Annotated in this window: 16 protein-coding genes; 8 read left to right on the top strand and 8 right to left on the bottom strand. The window is 71.3% G+C overall.

What is annotated here, in order from left to right:
* Positions 1-45: 45 nt before the first annotated feature.
* The 3 genes from AB0G15_RS23970 (at position 46) to AB0G15_RS23960 (ending at position 3,199) form a co-directional block, all read left to right on the top strand.
* Positions 46-519: a transposase gene (locus AB0G15_RS23970; RefSeq protein ID WP_362843586.1), complete on the top strand. Its 474-nt coding sequence runs from the start codon at positions 46-48 to the stop codon at positions 517-519.
* On the top strand, positions 462-1,646 hold the full coding sequence (locus AB0G15_RS23965) for a transposase (protein WP_362843583.1): 1,185 nt from the start codon (positions 462-464) through the stop codon (positions 1,644-1,646). The genes AB0G15_RS23970 and AB0G15_RS23965 overlap by 58 nt, the downstream gene beginning before the upstream one ends.
* Positions 1,647-1,777: 131 nt before the next feature.
* A complete protein-coding gene (locus AB0G15_RS23960; protein ID WP_362843580.1) occupies positions 1,778-3,199 on the top strand; it encodes an FG-GAP repeat protein in 1,422 nt (473 codons plus the stop codon).
* Between the two features lie 81 nt (positions 3,200-3,280).
* Here the strand turns inward: AB0G15_RS23960 and AB0G15_RS23955 are convergent, their stop codons facing one another.
* The gene (locus AB0G15_RS23955; protein WP_362843577.1) at positions 3,281-4,033 is read right to left on the bottom strand and encodes a helix-turn-helix domain-containing protein; all 753 of its coding nucleotides are present in this window, start codon (positions 4,031-4,033) and stop codon (positions 3,281-3,283) included.
* A 92-nt stretch (positions 4,034-4,125) separates the two neighbouring features.
* Here AB0G15_RS23955 and AB0G15_RS23950 point away from each other — a divergent pair, with 92 nt between their 5' ends.
* On the top strand, positions 4,126-5,226 hold the full coding sequence (locus AB0G15_RS23950; protein ID WP_362843574.1) for an amidohydrolase family protein: 1,101 nt from the start codon (positions 4,126-4,128) through the stop codon (positions 5,224-5,226).
* 130 nt (positions 5,227-5,356) lie between these two features.
* Entirely contained in the window at positions 5,357-6,571 is a 1,215-nt protein-coding gene (locus AB0G15_RS23945) for an ROK family transcriptional regulator (RefSeq protein WP_362843571.1), read from the top strand.
* Positions 6,572-6,604: 33 nt separating this feature from the next.
* Here the strand turns inward: AB0G15_RS23945 and AB0G15_RS23940 are convergent, their stop codons facing one another.
* The 3 genes from AB0G15_RS23940 to AB0G15_RS23930 all read right to left on the bottom strand — a co-directional run bounded on the left by AB0G15_RS23940 (position 6,605) and on the right by AB0G15_RS23930 (position 9,902).
* Entirely contained in the window at positions 6,605-7,135 is a 531-nt protein-coding gene (locus tag AB0G15_RS23940) for a hypothetical protein (RefSeq protein ID WP_362843568.1), read from the bottom strand.
* A 176-nt stretch (positions 7,136-7,311) separates the two neighbouring features.
* The gene (locus tag AB0G15_RS23935; protein ID WP_362843565.1) at positions 7,312-8,883 is read right to left on the bottom strand and encodes an alkaline phosphatase D family protein; all 1,572 of its coding nucleotides are present in this window, start codon (positions 8,881-8,883) and stop codon (positions 7,312-7,314) included.
* Between the two features lie 185 nt (positions 8,884-9,068).
* A complete protein-coding gene (locus AB0G15_RS23930; RefSeq protein ID WP_362843562.1) occupies positions 9,069-9,902 on the bottom strand; it encodes a hypothetical protein in 834 nt (277 codons plus the stop codon).
* Positions 9,903-10,151: 249 nt separating this feature from the next.
* Between AB0G15_RS23930 and arfB the strand changes: the two genes are divergently transcribed.
* The gene (gene arfB / locus AB0G15_RS23925) at positions 10,152-10,574 is read left to right on the top strand and encodes an alternative ribosome rescue aminoacyl-tRNA hydrolase ArfB (protein ID WP_362683289.1); all 423 of its coding nucleotides are present in this window, start codon (positions 10,152-10,154) and stop codon (positions 10,572-10,574) included.
* Positions 10,575-10,676: 102 nt separating this feature from the next.
* Complete coding sequence (locus AB0G15_RS23920; RefSeq protein ID WP_362843559.1) at positions 10,677-11,120, top strand: NUDIX hydrolase; 444 nt, start codon at positions 10,677-10,679, stop codon at positions 11,118-11,120.
* 42 nt (positions 11,121-11,162) lie between these two features.
* On the opposite strand, the gene AB0G15_RS23915 is transcribed toward AB0G15_RS23920, so the two are convergent.
* The 4 genes from AB0G15_RS23915 to AB0G15_RS23900 form a co-directional block, all read right to left on the bottom strand.
* Positions 11,163-12,617, bottom strand: coding sequence for a glycosyltransferase family 39 protein (locus tag AB0G15_RS23915; protein ID WP_362843556.1), 1,455 nt, complete (start codon positions 12,615-12,617; stop codon positions 11,163-11,165).
* Positions 12,618-12,716: 99 nt separating this feature from the next.
* On the bottom strand, positions 12,717-13,289 hold the full coding sequence (locus AB0G15_RS23910; protein ID WP_362843553.1) for a TIGR03086 family metal-binding protein: 573 nt from the start codon (positions 13,287-13,289) through the stop codon (positions 12,717-12,719).
* Positions 13,276-13,758: an SRPBCC family protein gene (locus tag AB0G15_RS23905; protein ID WP_362843550.1), complete on the bottom strand. Its 483-nt coding sequence runs from the start codon at positions 13,756-13,758 to the stop codon at positions 13,276-13,278. Before AB0G15_RS23905 ends, AB0G15_RS23910 begins: the two co-directional genes overlap by 14 nt.
* Complete coding sequence (locus AB0G15_RS23900) at positions 13,691-14,086, bottom strand: metalloregulator ArsR/SmtB family transcription factor (RefSeq protein WP_362843547.1); 396 nt, start codon at positions 14,084-14,086, stop codon at positions 13,691-13,693. The genes AB0G15_RS23905 and AB0G15_RS23900 overlap by 68 nt, the downstream gene beginning before the upstream one ends.
* A 160-nt stretch (positions 14,087-14,246) precedes the next feature.
* On the opposite strand from AB0G15_RS23900, the gene AB0G15_RS23895 reads away from it, so the two are divergent.
* Positions 14,247-14,651, top strand: a complete 405-nt coding sequence (locus tag AB0G15_RS23895) for a RidA family protein (RefSeq protein WP_362843544.1) — start codon at positions 14,247-14,249, stop codon at positions 14,649-14,651.
* Positions 14,652-14,784: the final 133 nt, after the last annotated feature.

The following is a 14,784-nucleotide window of genomic DNA, read 5'->3' as shown; positions in this document are numbered from 1 at the left end:
TCCGTTCATCGCGTGTCAGATAGATGATGCTGTTGTAATGCCGGTGTGACTCGTCAGGTGCGCACCTCCCCCGGTGCGGCGTACGACCTCGGATACCACGTGCTGTGGTGCCCGAAGTACCGCCGCCCCGTTCCGGGCGTCCGGGTCAAAGACCGCCCGGAGAAGTTGATCAACGCCCAAGCCGCCGAGCACGGCCGGGAGGTCGTGGCGCTGGAGGTGAGGCCCGACCACGTGCACTTGTTCGCCACGCCGCCCCCAAAGAACGTGCCCTCATTTCGTGGCCGGCGGGTTCAGGGGCCTCACCTCCCGCCACCCGCGCACCGAGTTTTTGCACCCGCGCTCCCATCTGCCCACCTTGTGGCCGCGGTCGTATGCTGTGGCCGCGGTCGGCGCGATGTCGGCCCAGACGGTGCGGCGCTGCCTCGACACGCACCACGAGCGCGCTCCCAAGGGCATCGGCCATGCGTAGGTCGTTCACGTTCCTGCTGCGCCCGACCTCCAGGCAGGCCGCCGCGCTGACGGCATGCCCGGACGATCACCGCGCCCTGTACAACGCCGCGCTGGAGCACCGCCGCACCGCCTATGCCAAGGCGAAGGTGAGCATCCGCTACGGCGACCAGTCCGCCGACCTCAAGCACATCCGCGCCGACGACCCCGACGGCCAGGGCCGGTGGTCGTTCTCCTCCCAGCAGGCCACCCTGCGCCGTCTGGACAAGGCGTTCGCGGCGTTCTTCGCCCGCGTCAAGGCCGGGCGCACACCGGGGTTTCCCCGCTTCAAGGGCAAGGGACGGTTCAACACCGTCGAATGGCCCAAGGACGGCGACGGCTGCCGGTGGGACTCCCAGCCCGAACACCCCACAGCGACGTTCGTCCGCCTGCAGGGCATCGGCCACGTCCGTGTCCACCGGCATCGCGCCGTGCGCGGCACCCTCAAGACGATCGGCGTGAAGCGAGAAGGCCCCCGCTGGTACGTGATCTTGTCGTGTGACGACGTGCCCGCCGAGGCGCTGCCCGCCACCGGCGCATCCGTCGGGATCGACCTGGGCGTGGCCTCGCTGATCACCACCAGCACCGGCGAGCACCTGACCAACCCCCGCCACCTCTCCGCGTCCGCCGAGCGTCTCGCCGCCGCCCAGCGGGACCTCGCCCGTAAGAAACGCGGCTCCACACGGCGCCGTAAGGCGGTGGCCCGCGTCACCGCCCTGCACGGCACGGTCCGCCGTCAACGCCTCGACGGCGCGCACAAGGCCGCACTCGCCCTGGTCCGCGACTACGACGTCATCGCCTGCGAGGACCTGCGGATCGCGAACATGACCCGCTCGGCGTCTGGCACGCTCCAAGCGCCCGGCACCAACGTGGCGGCCAAGTCCGGTCTCAATCGCAGCATCCTGGACGCGGGTTGGGGGGTGTTCCTGACGATCTTGTCGCACAAGGCTGAAAGCGCCGGTCGAGAGCTGATCGCGGTGAATCCCGCCAACACCTCCCGCATCTGTGCCCGATGCGGGCATTGTGCGAAGGAGAACCGCCCCACCCAAGCCGGGTTTCACTGTCAGCGGTGCGCACACGTCGCGCACGCCGACGTGAACGCGGCGACCAACATCCTCAGGGCAGGGCTTGCCCTTCGTCAGGCTGCGAAAGCGGCTTAGCGAGAAGCCGCTCCCTTCAGGGAGCGGAAGAGTCACGTCGTCAATCCTGGCATGCTCTTTATGCGTACCGGCCATGTGGATTTCATGTCCCGGTGGGCCGCGTGTCCGAATCACCGGAAACCATGACAGGTATGAGAGCCTCGCTCCTCACCTCCGCGGTCCTCGCGTTCCTGCTGGTCCCCGCCTCCCCCTTCCCGTCCCATGCCTCGGCCGCCGCGTGCTCCGGCGTGCCCTCCGACCTCGACGGCGACGGGCGGGCCGATCTCGCGGTCGCCGCTCCCTACACCCGCACCGGCGGCCACGCCCGCGCGGGGTCGGTCACCGTGCTGTACGGCATGCGCACCGCCGGGAAGCTGACCCAGGACGACCCCGGGGTGCCCGGTGAGGCCGAGACCGGGGACTCGTTCGGCTCGGCGCTGGCGACCGGCGACTTCGACGGCGACCGCTGCGCCGACCTGGCCGTGGGCGTCTCCGAGGAGGACCGCTCCCGGCCGGGAGAGGACGGCGACGGCGCCGTGCAGCTGTTCCACGGCTCGCCCGGCGGCCTGCGGCCCGGCGAGCTGATCGACGCCGGGGACCTGGGCCGTAAGCGCGAGCCTGGGCGGTTCGGCGCCGCGCTCGCGGCCGGGGACCTGGACGGCGACGGCGACGACGAGCTGGTGATCGGCGCTCCCGGGCTGGGCGGCGGCGCGGTCGGGGTGTACGGGCTCAAGGGGCGCGAGCCGTACATGATCACGCAGGAGACCGGCTGGGTGGGGCAGCGCGAGCGCGAGACCGACCAGTTCGGCGCGGTGCTCGCCACCGGCGACTTCGACGGGAACGGCCGGGCAGAGATCGCCGTGGGCGCGCCCGCGGACACGCTGCTGAAGAACGGTCAGGGCTCGGTCACCGTCCTCGACGTCCGGAGCCGCAGGGCGACCGTGCTCACCCAGGACACCCCCGGGATCGGCGGCCTCGCCGAGGTCTGGGACTTCTTCGGCACCGCCCTGACCACCGGCGACTTCGACGCCGACGGCCGCGACGACCTGGCGATCGGCGTGCCGGGCGAGGGCCTCAGCGACAACCAGCGGGCGATGGACTACGGCGACGGCACCGTGCACGTCGTCTACGGCTCCGGCTCGGGGCTGCGCACGGCGGGCTCCGAGTCCTGGTCGCAGCGCTCCCTGAAGGGGGAGCCGCGCTACTTCGACCGCTTCGGCGCCGCCCTCGCCGCCGGGGATCTGAACGGCGACGGCGACGACGAGCTGGCGATCGGGGTGCCGGGCGAGAACGCCGTCCAGGTGCTCGCGGGAACCCGCTCCGGCGGCCTCACCCGGAACCACAACCTGCTGGTCACCGGGAAGGGCGGCGACTTCGGCGCGGCCCTGGCCACGGTCGCGGGCCGCGGCCTGGTCGTCGCCGCCCCGGGCGACGGCAGGCTCACCCTGCTGCGCGGGACCGTGCGGAAGGGCTCCTACCCGGGAGTCCGCCCGTCGTCGGCGAAGCCCCTGACCGGCGCTCCCGGCGACACCCTGTTCGGCTACGCCTTCGCGGGCCCGTCCTCCCGGCGGTAGAGGCCCGCAACTCCCGGTGACAGAGGCCCGCAACGGCGGAGGCCCGCGGTGGCGGGACCTCCACGTCCCGGACGACCCGGGCTACCTCGCCTGGACGGCGGCGAGGCGGTCCAGCCACTCGGTCAGCAGACGCTGTTCCGCGCCGCTGAGGACCGTCTGTTCGGGCAGCGCGGCGCGCAGGGCGCGGGCCGCGCCGGCCGGGCCCGGGTCCCGCACGGCGGGCTCCCGGGTGGTCACGGCGGCGATCATGGATTCCCGGAGAGTGGTCAGCAGGGCCGGGTCGCGCCGGTCTTCGGGCAGGGTCAGCCAGGTGAGCACGGCACCGCGCGCCGTGGCGTGGATGAGCGTGACCGCGAGTTCCTCGTCGACGCGGAGCCAGCCGCCGACGGCGAGGCGCCGGATACGGCCCATCAGGATCTCCATGCCGGCCTTGAAGGCGGCCGACGTCTCTTTCGCGGGCTCGCTGTACATCAGCGTGTACAGCGCGGGATTGGCCAGGCCGAACTCGACCGCCAGGTCCCAGCCGGCCCTCAGGTCCTCGACGGGATGACGCGGCTCCGGATCGACGTGCTTGGTCTTGAGAAACGCGGCGAAGCCGTGCTCGGCCACCGCGTCGAGCAGCCCGTCCTTGTCGCCGAAGAGGCGGTAGATGGCCGGTGGTTGCACTCCCGCCGCGACCGCGACCGCGCGGGTGGTGACCGCGTCGCGCCCCTCGCGCGCCAGCAGGCCGGCGGCGGCCTCGATGATCCGCTGCCGGAGCTGCTCGCGGCCCAGGGCCGCGGTGTCGGACCCGGCGGCGGCCCCGCCGTCCTCGCCTTGTGAACTCGATGCCATTTTCCAACGATACCGCACCGGTGGTTCCATTGATAATTTCAGTGATACGGTAATAGTGATTCCAATGGAAACAACAGGTGAAGAGGTACGGAATGCCGGACAAGATAAAGATCGTGGCACTTGAGGAACACGTCGCCCTGCCCTCGCTGCTCGACGCGTGGGCCAGGGCGGGTGTGCCGCGAATCCCGCAGCTCGGCTTCGGCGACGAGCCCTTCGCGCGGCGGCTGCGGGACGTCGGGGAGGCGCGTCTCGCCGACATGGACGACCAGGGCATCGATGTCGCGGTCCTGTCCCTGGCCTCGCCGGGCGTGCAGAACCTCGCGCCCGAGGACGCCGTCGGCGTGGCCCGAGAGGTCAACGACACGCTGGCCGAGATCGTCACCGGGCGGCCCGACCGGTTCCAGGCCTTCGCCGCCATCCCCACCGCGGCTCCCGAGGCCGCCGCGGCCGAGCTGGAACGCGCGGTGACCCGGCTCGGCCTCCCCGGTGCGATGCTGTACGGCCGCACGGGGGACAAGCTGGCCGACGCCCCGGAGTTCGACGACCTGTACGCCACGGCCGAGCGCCTCCGGGTGCCGCTGCACTTCCATCCCCAGACTCCGGTCCCCGAGGTTCTCAAGGCCTACTACTCGGGCTTCGACGACGGAGCCGGGCCGGGCCGCAGTACTGGGATGGGGCTCGCGACGGCGGGCCTGGGCTGGTACTACGACCTGGGTGTCCAGTATCTACGGATGATCTTCTCCGGCGTCTTCGACCGGCATCCCGGATTGCAGGTGATCGCGGGGCACTGGGGCGAGGTCGTCCTGTTCTACCTCGACCACACCGGGGTCATGGCGCACAACGCCAAGCTGGAGCGCCCGCTCGCCGACTACTTCACGCGGAACTTCTGGGTATGCGGCAGCGGGACGGTCAGCGAGCGCTACATGAGGTGGACGTCGGAGGTCGTCGGGACCGAGCGCATGATGTACTCGACCGACTACCCCTACACCTTCGGGACCCGGCCCGGCGGATTCCCCTTCCTCGACACGGCCGGCGGGGTCGCCCGCTCGTTCCTCGAACAGGCTCCCTTCAGCCACGAGGAGAAGGCCGCGATCGGGTCCGGCAACTGGGAGAAACTGACCGGGCACGTCAGGGCGGTCACGGCGCGCGGCGAGCACGGCCCGGCCCGGCGGTCCGCCTCGACCGGCCGCTGACCACGACGACCGGCCGAGGTGCGCGGGGAGAGGCTCGGACCGGCCTGATCGACATGAGCCTCCACCGGCGGGAGAAGGCGGGAGAAGGATGCCGGCCGCTTGATTCACGCCGCTACCTAAGATGATGGGCATGTTCGACGCACAGCAGAGGACCGTCCGCGATCTGCGCCGGGGGAATCGGGCGATCGTGCTGCGCGCCCTCTACTTCGAGGGGCCCGCCAGCCGCCAGGAGCTCAGCGAGACCATCGGGCTCAGCCCCGCCACCGTGAGCAACGTGACGGGGGACCTGCTCGCGAGCGGGATCATCGTCGAGGCCGGTCTGGCGGACTCCGACGGGGGCAGGCCCCGGGTGCTGCTGCGGGTCAACACCACCCACGGCTACGCCGTCGGCGTCGACGTCGGCGAGACGCACGTGCGCGTCGAACTCTTCGACCTGGACATGAACCGGCAGGCCAGGGCCGAGTATCCGCTGCGCCCGGCCGGGCACGACGTCGATCAGGTCGTCCGCCACATCCTCGCGGGCATCGACGTGGTCCTCGGCGAGAGCGGCGTGCCCAGGGAGCGGGTGCTCGGCGTGGGGGTGGGGGTTCCGGGAGTCGTCGAGACGGGGCCCGACGCCCTGATCCACGCCCCGACCCTCGGGTGGGACGCGGTCCCGCTCGGCAGGCTGCTGCGGGCGGGCACCGACCTGCCGCTCTTCGTGGACAACGGCGCCACGTCGATGGGACAGGCCGAGTTGTGGTTCGGCGTCGGGCGCAGGGCCAGGCACGCCGTGGTGGTGCTGATCGGCTCGGGGGTCGGGGCGAGCATCATCACCGACGGAGCCACCTACCTGGGGGCCAACAGCAGCGCCGGCGAGTGGGGCCACACGAAGATCATGATCGGCGGGCACCGGTGCCGCTGCGGCGGGGAGGGCTGCCTGGAGGCGTACGTGGGGGCCAGGGGCATCCTGGAACGTGCCGGGGTCTGGACGGAGGCCGTCGACGAGCAGGCCGCGCTGGCCGCGCTGGTGGCCGCGGGCTCCCCCGTCATCGACGAGACCGTCACCTACCTGGGCGTGGGACTGGCCAACCTGATCAACCTGTTCAACCCCGAGCGGATCATCATCGGCGGCTGGGCCGGCGTGCTGCTCGGCGAGCACCTGCTGACGAGGATCAGGAAGGTCGTCGCGGACAACTGCCTGGCGCAGCCGTACAAGACGGTCTCCATCGGCCTGGGCCGTCTCGGCGTCGACTCGGTGGCACTGGGCGCCGCCACCCTCGTGATCGAGGATCTCCTGCAGGCGAACCCGGCCGCGAGGCCGAACGGCGCCGCCCCGCGCCCCCGGAACCGGGCCGGGATCTGACCCCCGGCTCCCGGGACAAGGGGCGGGGCCCGGTCAGCGGATGCGCGTACTGGCCTTGATCTTGCGCTTGATCTCCTTGCGGAGCTTGCGGATGTCGGCGTCCGCGTCGGACGTGGCGATCACGCCGAACGTGGCGGTGGCGGTGCCCCGGCGCGAACCGGCCCAGGCCCGGATCCGCACGGTCGTCGAGTCGCCCCGGTCGAGGGAGGTGATCCAGCAGGACAGGCTGCGGCCCTTGACGGAGCATTTGACGCTGCGCGGCTTGGAGATCACCCGGATCTTGCGGAAGCGTTTCGAGAAGTCCCCGACGAGCGCCACGTAGTGCTGGCCGCGGGCCTTCCTGTTGCGGACCTTGACGGAGTAGACGAGGGATCCGCCCCGGTGGACGTGCTTGGGGAAGGTGATCACGTATCCGAAGTCGGAGGACGCCGCGGCGGCGGGCGCGACCGCGGGTGCGGCGGATGAAGCGGATCCGGCGGCTGTCGCAGGGGTCGGGGAGAGGAGGGTACCGCCCAGCGCCGCGGCGAGTGCCGCGGCGGTGAGCCTCGTGGCGAGGGGACTCATAAGCGGCATCATCCAATAAATCTTCCAGAATTCCTCTCACGTTTCAGGTCAGAGCCGCCTGTCCGACGGGACGTTCCAGCTCAGGGCCGTGTGCCCGGGCGACTCGTTTCCAGGCCAGGGCCGCGTGCCCCGGCGACTCGTTTCAGCTCAGAACCGCGTGCCTGGGCGACTCGTTTTCAGGTCAGGGCCGCGTGCCCCGACGGCACGGTGAAGCGGGCGCCGGTCTTCGCGGGGGCGCCGCGCCTGCTGATGTAGTCGAGCGTGCGGAAGTCCGCGCGCAACTCCTCCTGGGTGACCCGGCAGACGACGTAGCCGCGCCGCTGGTCGAGATAGGAGATGTGCGGATTCTCCGCGACCGTCTCTGCGATGCGGCCCTCGTCCCGGTAGCCGTCGCCGTCGCTGGCGATCGAGGAGGTGACGAGTTCCACCGCCACACGGGGCGAGTCGGGATCGTCGAAGTCGAGCCTCAGGTCCGCCGCGTGGTGCATGTGCGCGTCACCGGTCAGCACGACCGGGTTGGAGGCGCCCGAATCGCGGAAACCCGTCAGCAGGCGGGTGCGCTCGGCGGCGTAGCCGTCCCAGGAGTCCATGTTGACCTCGGTGCCCGGCCCGACCTTGGAGTCGCGCTGGGCCATCAGGATCTGCTGGCCGACCAGGTTCCAGTGGGCGTCCGAGCTCGCGAGGCCGTCCAGCAGCCAGCGCCGCTGGTCCTCGCCGAGCAGGGTGCGGCCGGTCGCGAGCCGGTCGTCGCAACCGGACCTGAGCCCGTCCTCGCACGCCTGGTCGTCGCGGAACTGCCGGGTGTCGAGCAGGTGGAAACGGGCCAGCGGTCCCCAGTCGACCCGGCGGTGCACCCGCATCGACGCCCCGCCGGGCACGCTCGTCCTGCGCAGCGGCATGTTCTCGTAGTACGCCTGGAAGGCGTTGGCCCTGCGCCGGGCGAACGCCGGGGCGCCGGAACTGGAGACGTCCCCCGCCCAGTTGTTCTCGATCTCGTGGTCGTCGAAGGCCACCAGCCACGGCGCGACCGCGTGCGCCGCCTGCAGGTCGGGGTCGCTCTTGTACTGCGCGTGGCGCATCCGGTAGTCGGCCAGCGTGGCGCACTTGCCCCAGGTGTGCTGCCGTACGCTGCCGCCCAGCGCCGTGTACCCCTGGGGGGCGTACTCGTACATGTAGTCGCCCAGGTGCACGACCAGCTCCGGGTCCTGCTCGGCCAGCCGCCGGTACGCCGTGTAGAAGCCGTGCTCGTAGTGGGCGCAGGCGGCGACGGCGAAGGTCAGCGAGGACGACGAGGCCAACGAGGACACAGCGGACGGGGCCGTACGGGTGCGGCCGGTCGGCGACAGGTGGCCCTCGGCGCGGAAGCGGTAGAAGTACTCCCGGCCGGGCTCCAGCCCGTCGATCTCGGCGTGGACGCTGTGCGCCCGCTTCCAGCGCGCGGTCTCGGTGCCCTCGCGGACCACCTGGGAGAACCGCTCGTCGGTGGCGAGCTGCCATTCGACGTCCACGTCCCTGACCGGCATGCCGCCCCGGCCGTTCGGGCCGAGCGGGTCGAGGGCGAGCCTGGTCCACAGCACGACGCCGTCCTGCGACGGGTCGCCGGAGGCGATGCCGAGGGTGAACGGGTCACGGGCGAGGGCCCGGGAGGGCATCCGGGAGGGGCCGAGCCCCGCCCCGGTCAGCAACAGGCCGCCCGCACCCGCGGCGGCGACGGAAAGGAACACTCTGCGTGACGGCTTCTGCTCCACGCCATCAGTGCAGCCGTTCCAGCTTTCCTGGCCGTGGCCTGCGCATCAAGGCGAGGTGAACAGCCGCCACACAGACGAGTGCCTTACCCAGGGTGATTGAACAACGGCCGACCTCCGGGCGACGTCACGGCGAAGGACCGGCCTCCCGCCGGTGACCGCGCGGCGGGGAGGCGGGCGCGGCGGGGTCAGCCCAGGTAGGGCTTGAGGTGCGGGGTGAGGGCGCCGCAGCCCAGGTATTTCTCCACGGTGTGGAAGTCGATCCAGTCGAGATCGACCAGGGCCTCCTGGTCCACCCCGGTGAAGCAGGCCCTCAGGCCCGGCGGGATCGCCGCGATGTCGTCCTTGTCGGCGATGTTGACCCACCTCTTGACCTTGCGGGGGCGCTCGCCCCAGCCGTTGACCGGGGCGGGCACCAGGCGCTCGAAGATCACGTTGCGCATGCCGAGCGGGCTGCCGAGGGTGATCAGCAGATCGACCTCCAGGTCGGGGTTGGCCCAGAGCGTCTCGTACGTCACCACGCTGCCCAGCGAGTGCGCGATCACCACCTTGGGGCGGTTCCGCCTGATCACCTCGGCCACGGCCGCCCGGCACTTCGCGCGCGTCTCGCCCCCGGCGGCCAGGTAGGCGGCGACCTCGGGGCAGAAGAACGCGGCGAAGTCGGCGGCGTTGACCTCCAGCCGGTCCAGCAGCCAGCCGGTCATCCGGTGCAGGGCGCCGGTCAGCCCCTCCCCCACCGTGTCGAGCTGCTTGGCCCAGGCGACGAAGACCTCCTGGGCTCCGACGTCCATGCTCCGCACGGCGCGTACGGAGTCGTCCTTGCTCTCGCCCAGCAGGTGGGCGTAGTAGGCGATCTCGGTGACGTAGCGCTCCTTGGCGTGCGGCCTGCCGCCGGTCAGGCCCTTGTGCAGGTAGCGGTCCCACTTGTCGCGCATCGCGAGGGCGGCGCCGCCGACCGAGTTACCCGCGTCGCGGTAGTAGCGGTACTTGCCGATACCGTGCACGCCGACGATCGTGTTCATACGCCCCCGCCTCCTGCTTCGGATGCCCTGCCATCGCGGATGCTTGACCACATGTGCCTTCGGGCAGATGTGTGCCCCCCGGGCAACTGTGGCGGAAGGGAACCTCGCGCCACAAGGCCGAGGCGGCTCCGGCCACGACTCGAAAATCATCAATCTGGACCAAACTGGGCATAAAACCATTTGATCCACGCTCCTGGCTCCTCGGTACCCTGGAGACACGCACACCCCCGTGAGAAGGAAGTCACCGCCATGCCCGGTCCGCTCCAGATCAGCGGCTCGGTCTCGGTCCCCGAGGCCGAGCTCGGCTGGCGGTTCTCCCGCTCCTCCGGCCCCGGCGGTCAGGGGGTCAACACCACCGACAGCCGGGTCGAGCTCAGCTTCGACCTGGCCGCCACCGAGACGCTGGGCCCCGTCTTCAAGGCCCGCGCCCTCGAACGCCTCGGTCCCCGCCTGGTGAACGGGGTGATCACCATCGCCGCCTCGGAGTTCCGCTCCCAGCTGCGCAACCGCGAGGCCGCGGAGATGCGCCTGGCCCAGATCCTGCGCGAGGCGATCGCCCCGCCGCCCAAGAAGCGCCGCCCGACCAAGCCGAGCAGGGGCGCGGTCGAGCGGCGGATCGCCGCCAAGAAGCAGCGTTCCGACCTCAAGCGGCTGCGCAGGGACCACCACTAGAGCCTCGTCTCCGCCTCCCCCGGGGGCCCGTGCCGTAGGGGAATCCCGGATCCCCCTGCCCGGATGAGGGTCGTGCCGCCGCGGCGGTGACACAATGGCCCCATGTCTGCCGTGCCGAGCGTCCGCGCCGTCCTCCTCGACGACGACCAGCTGGTGGTGTTCCGGCGCACGGTTCCCGGCAAGGAGCTCTACTGGTCCATTCCCGGCGGCCACGTCGAGCCCGAGGACGCCTCCCTGGAACACACCCTGCACCGCGAGGTCATGGAGGAGCTGGGCGCCGTCGTCTCCGGTGTCACCCCGCTGACCACCCTGGAGTGCCTGCGCGACGAGGGGGTCAAGACCCAGCACGTCTACGGCTGCCGCCTGGTCTCGATGGACCCCGCGCTGCGCTGCGGCCCCGAGTTCGACGACCCGGCCCGCGGCGAGTACGAGGTGGTGCGGCTCCCGCTCGACCCGGCCGAGATCTCCGCCATCAACATCGTCCCCCCGGAGCTCGGCGCCTACCTCGCCGACGCCGCCACCCGCCTGCCCGGCCTGATCGCCTGACCCTCCGCGCCCGAAGGCCCGGGACCGGGACCGGGACCGGGATCAGCGCCGTTTGCGGACGTAGAGGCCGAACCACGAGTAGCCGAAGTCATCGGTGGATTCCAGGGTGAAGTCGCGGTTGGCCATCAGGGCCAGATAGCGCTCGTCGTCCTCCACGAAGTCCCTGCTCTTGTGCTTCCTGCCGCCGGTGACCAGCCAGACGCGCTCGACACCTTCCAGGGCGGCCGTGAACTGCGCGGCGGTCCTCGGCGTGCGCCGGCCGGGAGCGTGGGTGAGGTCGCGCAGGTTCCGGTACGCGTCCTCGTACACGGCGGCGAACAGGCGCCGGTTCTCCCCCACGTAGAGCACCGCGTCGCCGGGGCGCTGCCTGGCCAGCAGCGTGGCCGCCATGTCGCGCAGGTTGTCGGGCCGCCTGTCCGGCTCGCGGATCGTCAGGTGCGTCGGGACGGTCAGCGCCGCGACGAGGACCAGCCCGATCCAGCCCAGGGCCCGGGGTCGCACGGCGCTCAGGCCCGCTCCCGCCAGCAGCGCCGTCGCGGGGACGGCGAAGAGCACGTATCTCGGGTTGAAGACGGGATGGACGGTGGAGATCGCCATGGACACGAACGGCAGCAGCGCCCAGGGCAGCGCGACCGCCGTCAGCCGCCTGTCGGCGAACGTCCCGAGGAGCACGAGGGCGACCAGGAGCAGCGCCACCCCCACGGTGCCCGCCACCTCCTCGCCGAACCAGGCGACGTCGGTGAGCTTCGACGGCTTCAACCACGACAGCTGCGCCTCGCGCTGACCGGCCGCCAGGAACGCGAGCGGGGCGATCCCGGCCACGGCCACGGCCAGCCCTCCGGCGAACCACGCCACATCGGGCCGGAACGACGGCGACGGCGACGGCGACGGCGACGGCGACGACACACGCCACCACAGCACCGTCACCACGTGCGCGAGGATCAGGAGCAGCGCGTAGACGTGGAACCAGCCGAGCAGCACCAGGCAGGCCCCGTATGCCAGATACCACCGGCGGCCCGACCGCCGCGTCGCCTCGACCAGCACCCAGGTGGCCAGGACGGCCACCGCCGTCACGATCGCGTAGCTGCGCGCCTCCTGGGCGTACCGGCTCACCATCGGCAGCGCGACGTAGAGCAGTCCGGCGAGAAGGCCCGCCCCCGGGGTGGCGAGCGTCCTGCCCAGGACCGTGATGCCGTACGCGGCGGCGGCCGTGGCGACGACCGAGGGCAGGCGCATGGCCAGCTCGCCGGTCGAGACCGCGGCGACCGGCCGGAGGATGAGGTAGTAGAGCGCGTGCACCCGGTCGATGCTGCCGAGCAGGTGCCACAGGTCGCCGATGGGCATCGCGGCGGCCAGCGTGCTGACCGACTCGTCACGCCAGAACGAGGGCGTGGTGATGCCCCAGAGCCCGACCAGCATCGCCGCCACCGCCGGTGTCGCCTCCGGCAGGCGGGACCGCTCACGGGGCCGAACCCTGTCCTTTTCCGCAACACCCATCACATCGCGCTATTTCACACCATGAACGCGGCCGACGCGACAGCCCGGCGCGGCGTCACGGCCACCGTCACCGCCATCGCCACCGTCACCGCCCCGATCTCACCGCCCCGTCCAGAACGGGTCCCGGCCGATGAAACCCAGCAGCCTGGTCTGGACGTCCGCGTCGCCGGGCACCTCGACCCGGGCGCCGTAATGGCCGGAGGAGCGGATGACCTGCTCCATCTGCTCCATCTCGCCGAGGAGCCGGGCGCAGAGGCCGGGGTCCAGCCGGTCGTCCTGACCGGTGGCCCGGGAGAGATCCCAGGTGTGCATGAACACGTCGGCGGTGTAGAACCGGTCGACCGCGCTCTCCAGGGACAGGCGGCCGATGCGCGGGTTGGTGAACTCCCGGTGTGCCGTCTCCGGATCGTCCAGGATCGCCTGCACGCCGTCGCGGTGAACCTGCCACGCGAGGACCGGGTTCTCGTCCACCGACGGTCCGCGGGGCAGGTCGATGCCGGTGCCGGAGGCGAGAAACCCGGGGAACCATCCGGTCAGGTGCCGCACGACGTCGCGGGCGGCCCAGCCGTCGACCGGGGACGGCGCGTCCCAGGACCCGGTACCGCGGACGCGGTCCGTGAACAGCGCGGCGACCTGCCGGTGCCGCTCCGCCGGGCGGTCAGACAGCGCCATCGGCGGCCATCCTCTCCAGCTTCGCGTACCCCTCCTCGACACCGGCCTCCATGCCGGAGCGCAGCCACGCGTCGCGGCCTTCGAAGCTGTCCACCAGCGACTGCGTCCGCAGCCGCGTACGGCCGCCGCCCAGGTCCTCCAGCCACAACGTCGTCAGCGCGACTCCGTCGGGGTCGCCCTCGAACGTGAAGGTCTGCACGATACGGTCCGGCCGCACCTCGTGGAAGCAGCCGTGGAACCCGTACTCCGTGCCGTCGCGCGTCGAGACGTACCGCCAGCTGCCGCCGGTGGACGCGTCCCAGTGCTCGATCCGGGTGTCCATGGCGTCGGGACCCACCCAACGGGCGAACACCACGGGATCGGTGTGGGCCCGGAAGAGTTGCCCGGGCGTCGCCGCGAAGTCACGGGTCGTCCGGATGATCGGCAACCTCGGATCGGCCTCGATGACCGTCTCCGTGATCCTGTTCATGCTCGTCTCCCTTCATCGTCTCCAGGACGGCGTCAAGGCGGCGGTAGCGCTGCTCGGCGCGGGCCCGGTGGCGCTCGATCCAGGTGTCCATCAGGTCGAGGACCTGGACCTCCAGGCGCACCGACCGGGGCTGCGGCCCTCGCGGCCGGCTGACGAGCCCGGCGTCCTCAAGCACCCGCAGGTGCTTGTAGACGGCCTGCAGCGTCATCCGGTAGGGCTCGGCCAGCTCGCTCACGGTCGCGTCGCCCTCCGAGAGCCGGGCCACCATGTCGCGCCGGGTCGGATCCGCGAGGGCGGCGAAGACCTGGGACAGCGCGTCCGCGGTCATTGACCCTCTCCCTTTCAACCCAATGGTTGAAAGAACGGTAGTCCGGAGATCATCCATTCGTCAACCTCCCGGTTGAAAGTGCTGCTCACCGACGCACGCCGGGCGCTCATGGCTGGATATCGCCTGGCAAGGACGGCCGGATGCTGACAAGATCCCCTCCATGACAGCGAACCCGAGGATCGAGATCGTCACGCACGACCCGACGGACGGGGTGTACGCCAGCACCGATGACTATGTGCACGCGATGGAGGTCCGCGACGCGCAACGGCTGCTGTTCGTCTCCGGAACGATGGGGCTGGATCCCGCGGGTGCCGCCGGAGCCACGCTCGACGAACAGCTCGACCTCGTCTGGGCCAACCTGCGCGCGATCCTGGCCTCGGCCGGCATGACCGTGGACAACATCGTCCGGCTCACCAGCTATCTGCGCGACGCCTCCTACGCCGAGGCGAACGCGGCGGCCCGGGTGAGGGCGCTGAACGGTCGTGTCGTTCCCACCACCGCGATCGTCGCGCATACGCTCGTCAGCGAATGGCTGGTGGAGATCGAGGTGACGGCCGCGGGCTGATCCGGGCGCGGTACGGCCACCGACGCCCTCGGCCCGCCGATCGCGCTCATGGCCACCACCGCTCACCCGCGAGACCCTCCGGCCTGGCGAGGTGCCGGAAACCACGGCCGGACGGAACTCGCGGGATCGAACA

The organism is Streptosporangium sp. NPDC023825, assembly GCF_040639575.1.
In the GTDB taxonomy this organism is placed as follows: domain Bacteria; phylum Actinomycetota; class Actinomycetes; order Streptosporangiales; family Streptosporangiaceae; genus Streptosporangium.
This window is presented reverse-complemented; position numbering and strand designations above follow the sequence as displayed.

Bases quoted from the DNA above. Each gene is read 5' to 3' on its own strand.
- AB0G15_RS23930 (WP_362843562.1), bottom strand. From the start codon at position 9,902: ATGAACACGATCGTCGGCGTGCACGGTATCGGCAAGTACCGCTACTAC.
- AB0G15_RS23895 (WP_362843544.1), top strand. From the start codon at position 14,247: ATGACAGCGAACCCGAGGATCGAGATCGTCACGCACGACCCGACGGAC.
- AB0G15_RS23940 (WP_362843568.1), bottom strand. From the start codon at position 7,135: ATGAGTCCCCTCGCCACGAGGCTCACCGCCGCGGCACTCGCCGCGGCG.
- AB0G15_RS23950 (WP_362843574.1), top strand. From the start codon at position 4,126: ATGCCGGACAAGATAAAGATCGTGGCACTTGAGGAACACGTCGCCCTG.
- AB0G15_RS23955 (WP_362843577.1), bottom strand. From the start codon at position 4,033: ATGGCATCGAGTTCACAAGGCGAGGACGGCGGGGCCGCCGCCGGGTCC.
- AB0G15_RS23960 (WP_362843580.1), top strand. From the start codon at position 1,778: ATGAGAGCCTCGCTCCTCACCTCCGCGGTCCTCGCGTTCCTGCTGGTC.
- arfB (WP_362683289.1), top strand. From the start codon at position 10,152: ATGCCCGGTCCGCTCCAGATCAGCGGCTCGGTCTCGGTCCCCGAGGCC.
- AB0G15_RS23900 (WP_362843547.1), bottom strand. From the start codon at position 14,086: ATGACCGCGGACGCGCTGTCCCAGGTCTTCGCCGCCCTCGCGGATCCG.
- AB0G15_RS23905 (WP_362843550.1), bottom strand. From the start codon at position 13,758: ATGAACAGGATCACGGAGACGGTCATCGAGGCCGATCCGAGGTTGCCG.
- AB0G15_RS23920 (WP_362843559.1), top strand. From the start codon at position 10,677: ATGTCTGCCGTGCCGAGCGTCCGCGCCGTCCTCCTCGACGACGACCAG.
- AB0G15_RS23910 (WP_362843553.1), bottom strand. From the start codon at position 13,289: ATGGCGCTGTCTGACCGCCCGGCGGAGCGGCACCGGCAGGTCGCCGCG.
- AB0G15_RS23915 (WP_362843556.1), bottom strand. From the start codon at position 12,617: ATGGGTGTTGCGGAAAAGGACAGGGTTCGGCCCCGTGAGCGGTCCCGC.
- AB0G15_RS23945 (WP_362843571.1), top strand. From the start codon at position 5,357: ATGTTCGACGCACAGCAGAGGACCGTCCGCGATCTGCGCCGGGGGAAT.
- AB0G15_RS23965 (WP_362843583.1), top strand. From the start codon at position 462: ATGCGTAGGTCGTTCACGTTCCTGCTGCGCCCGACCTCCAGGCAGGCC.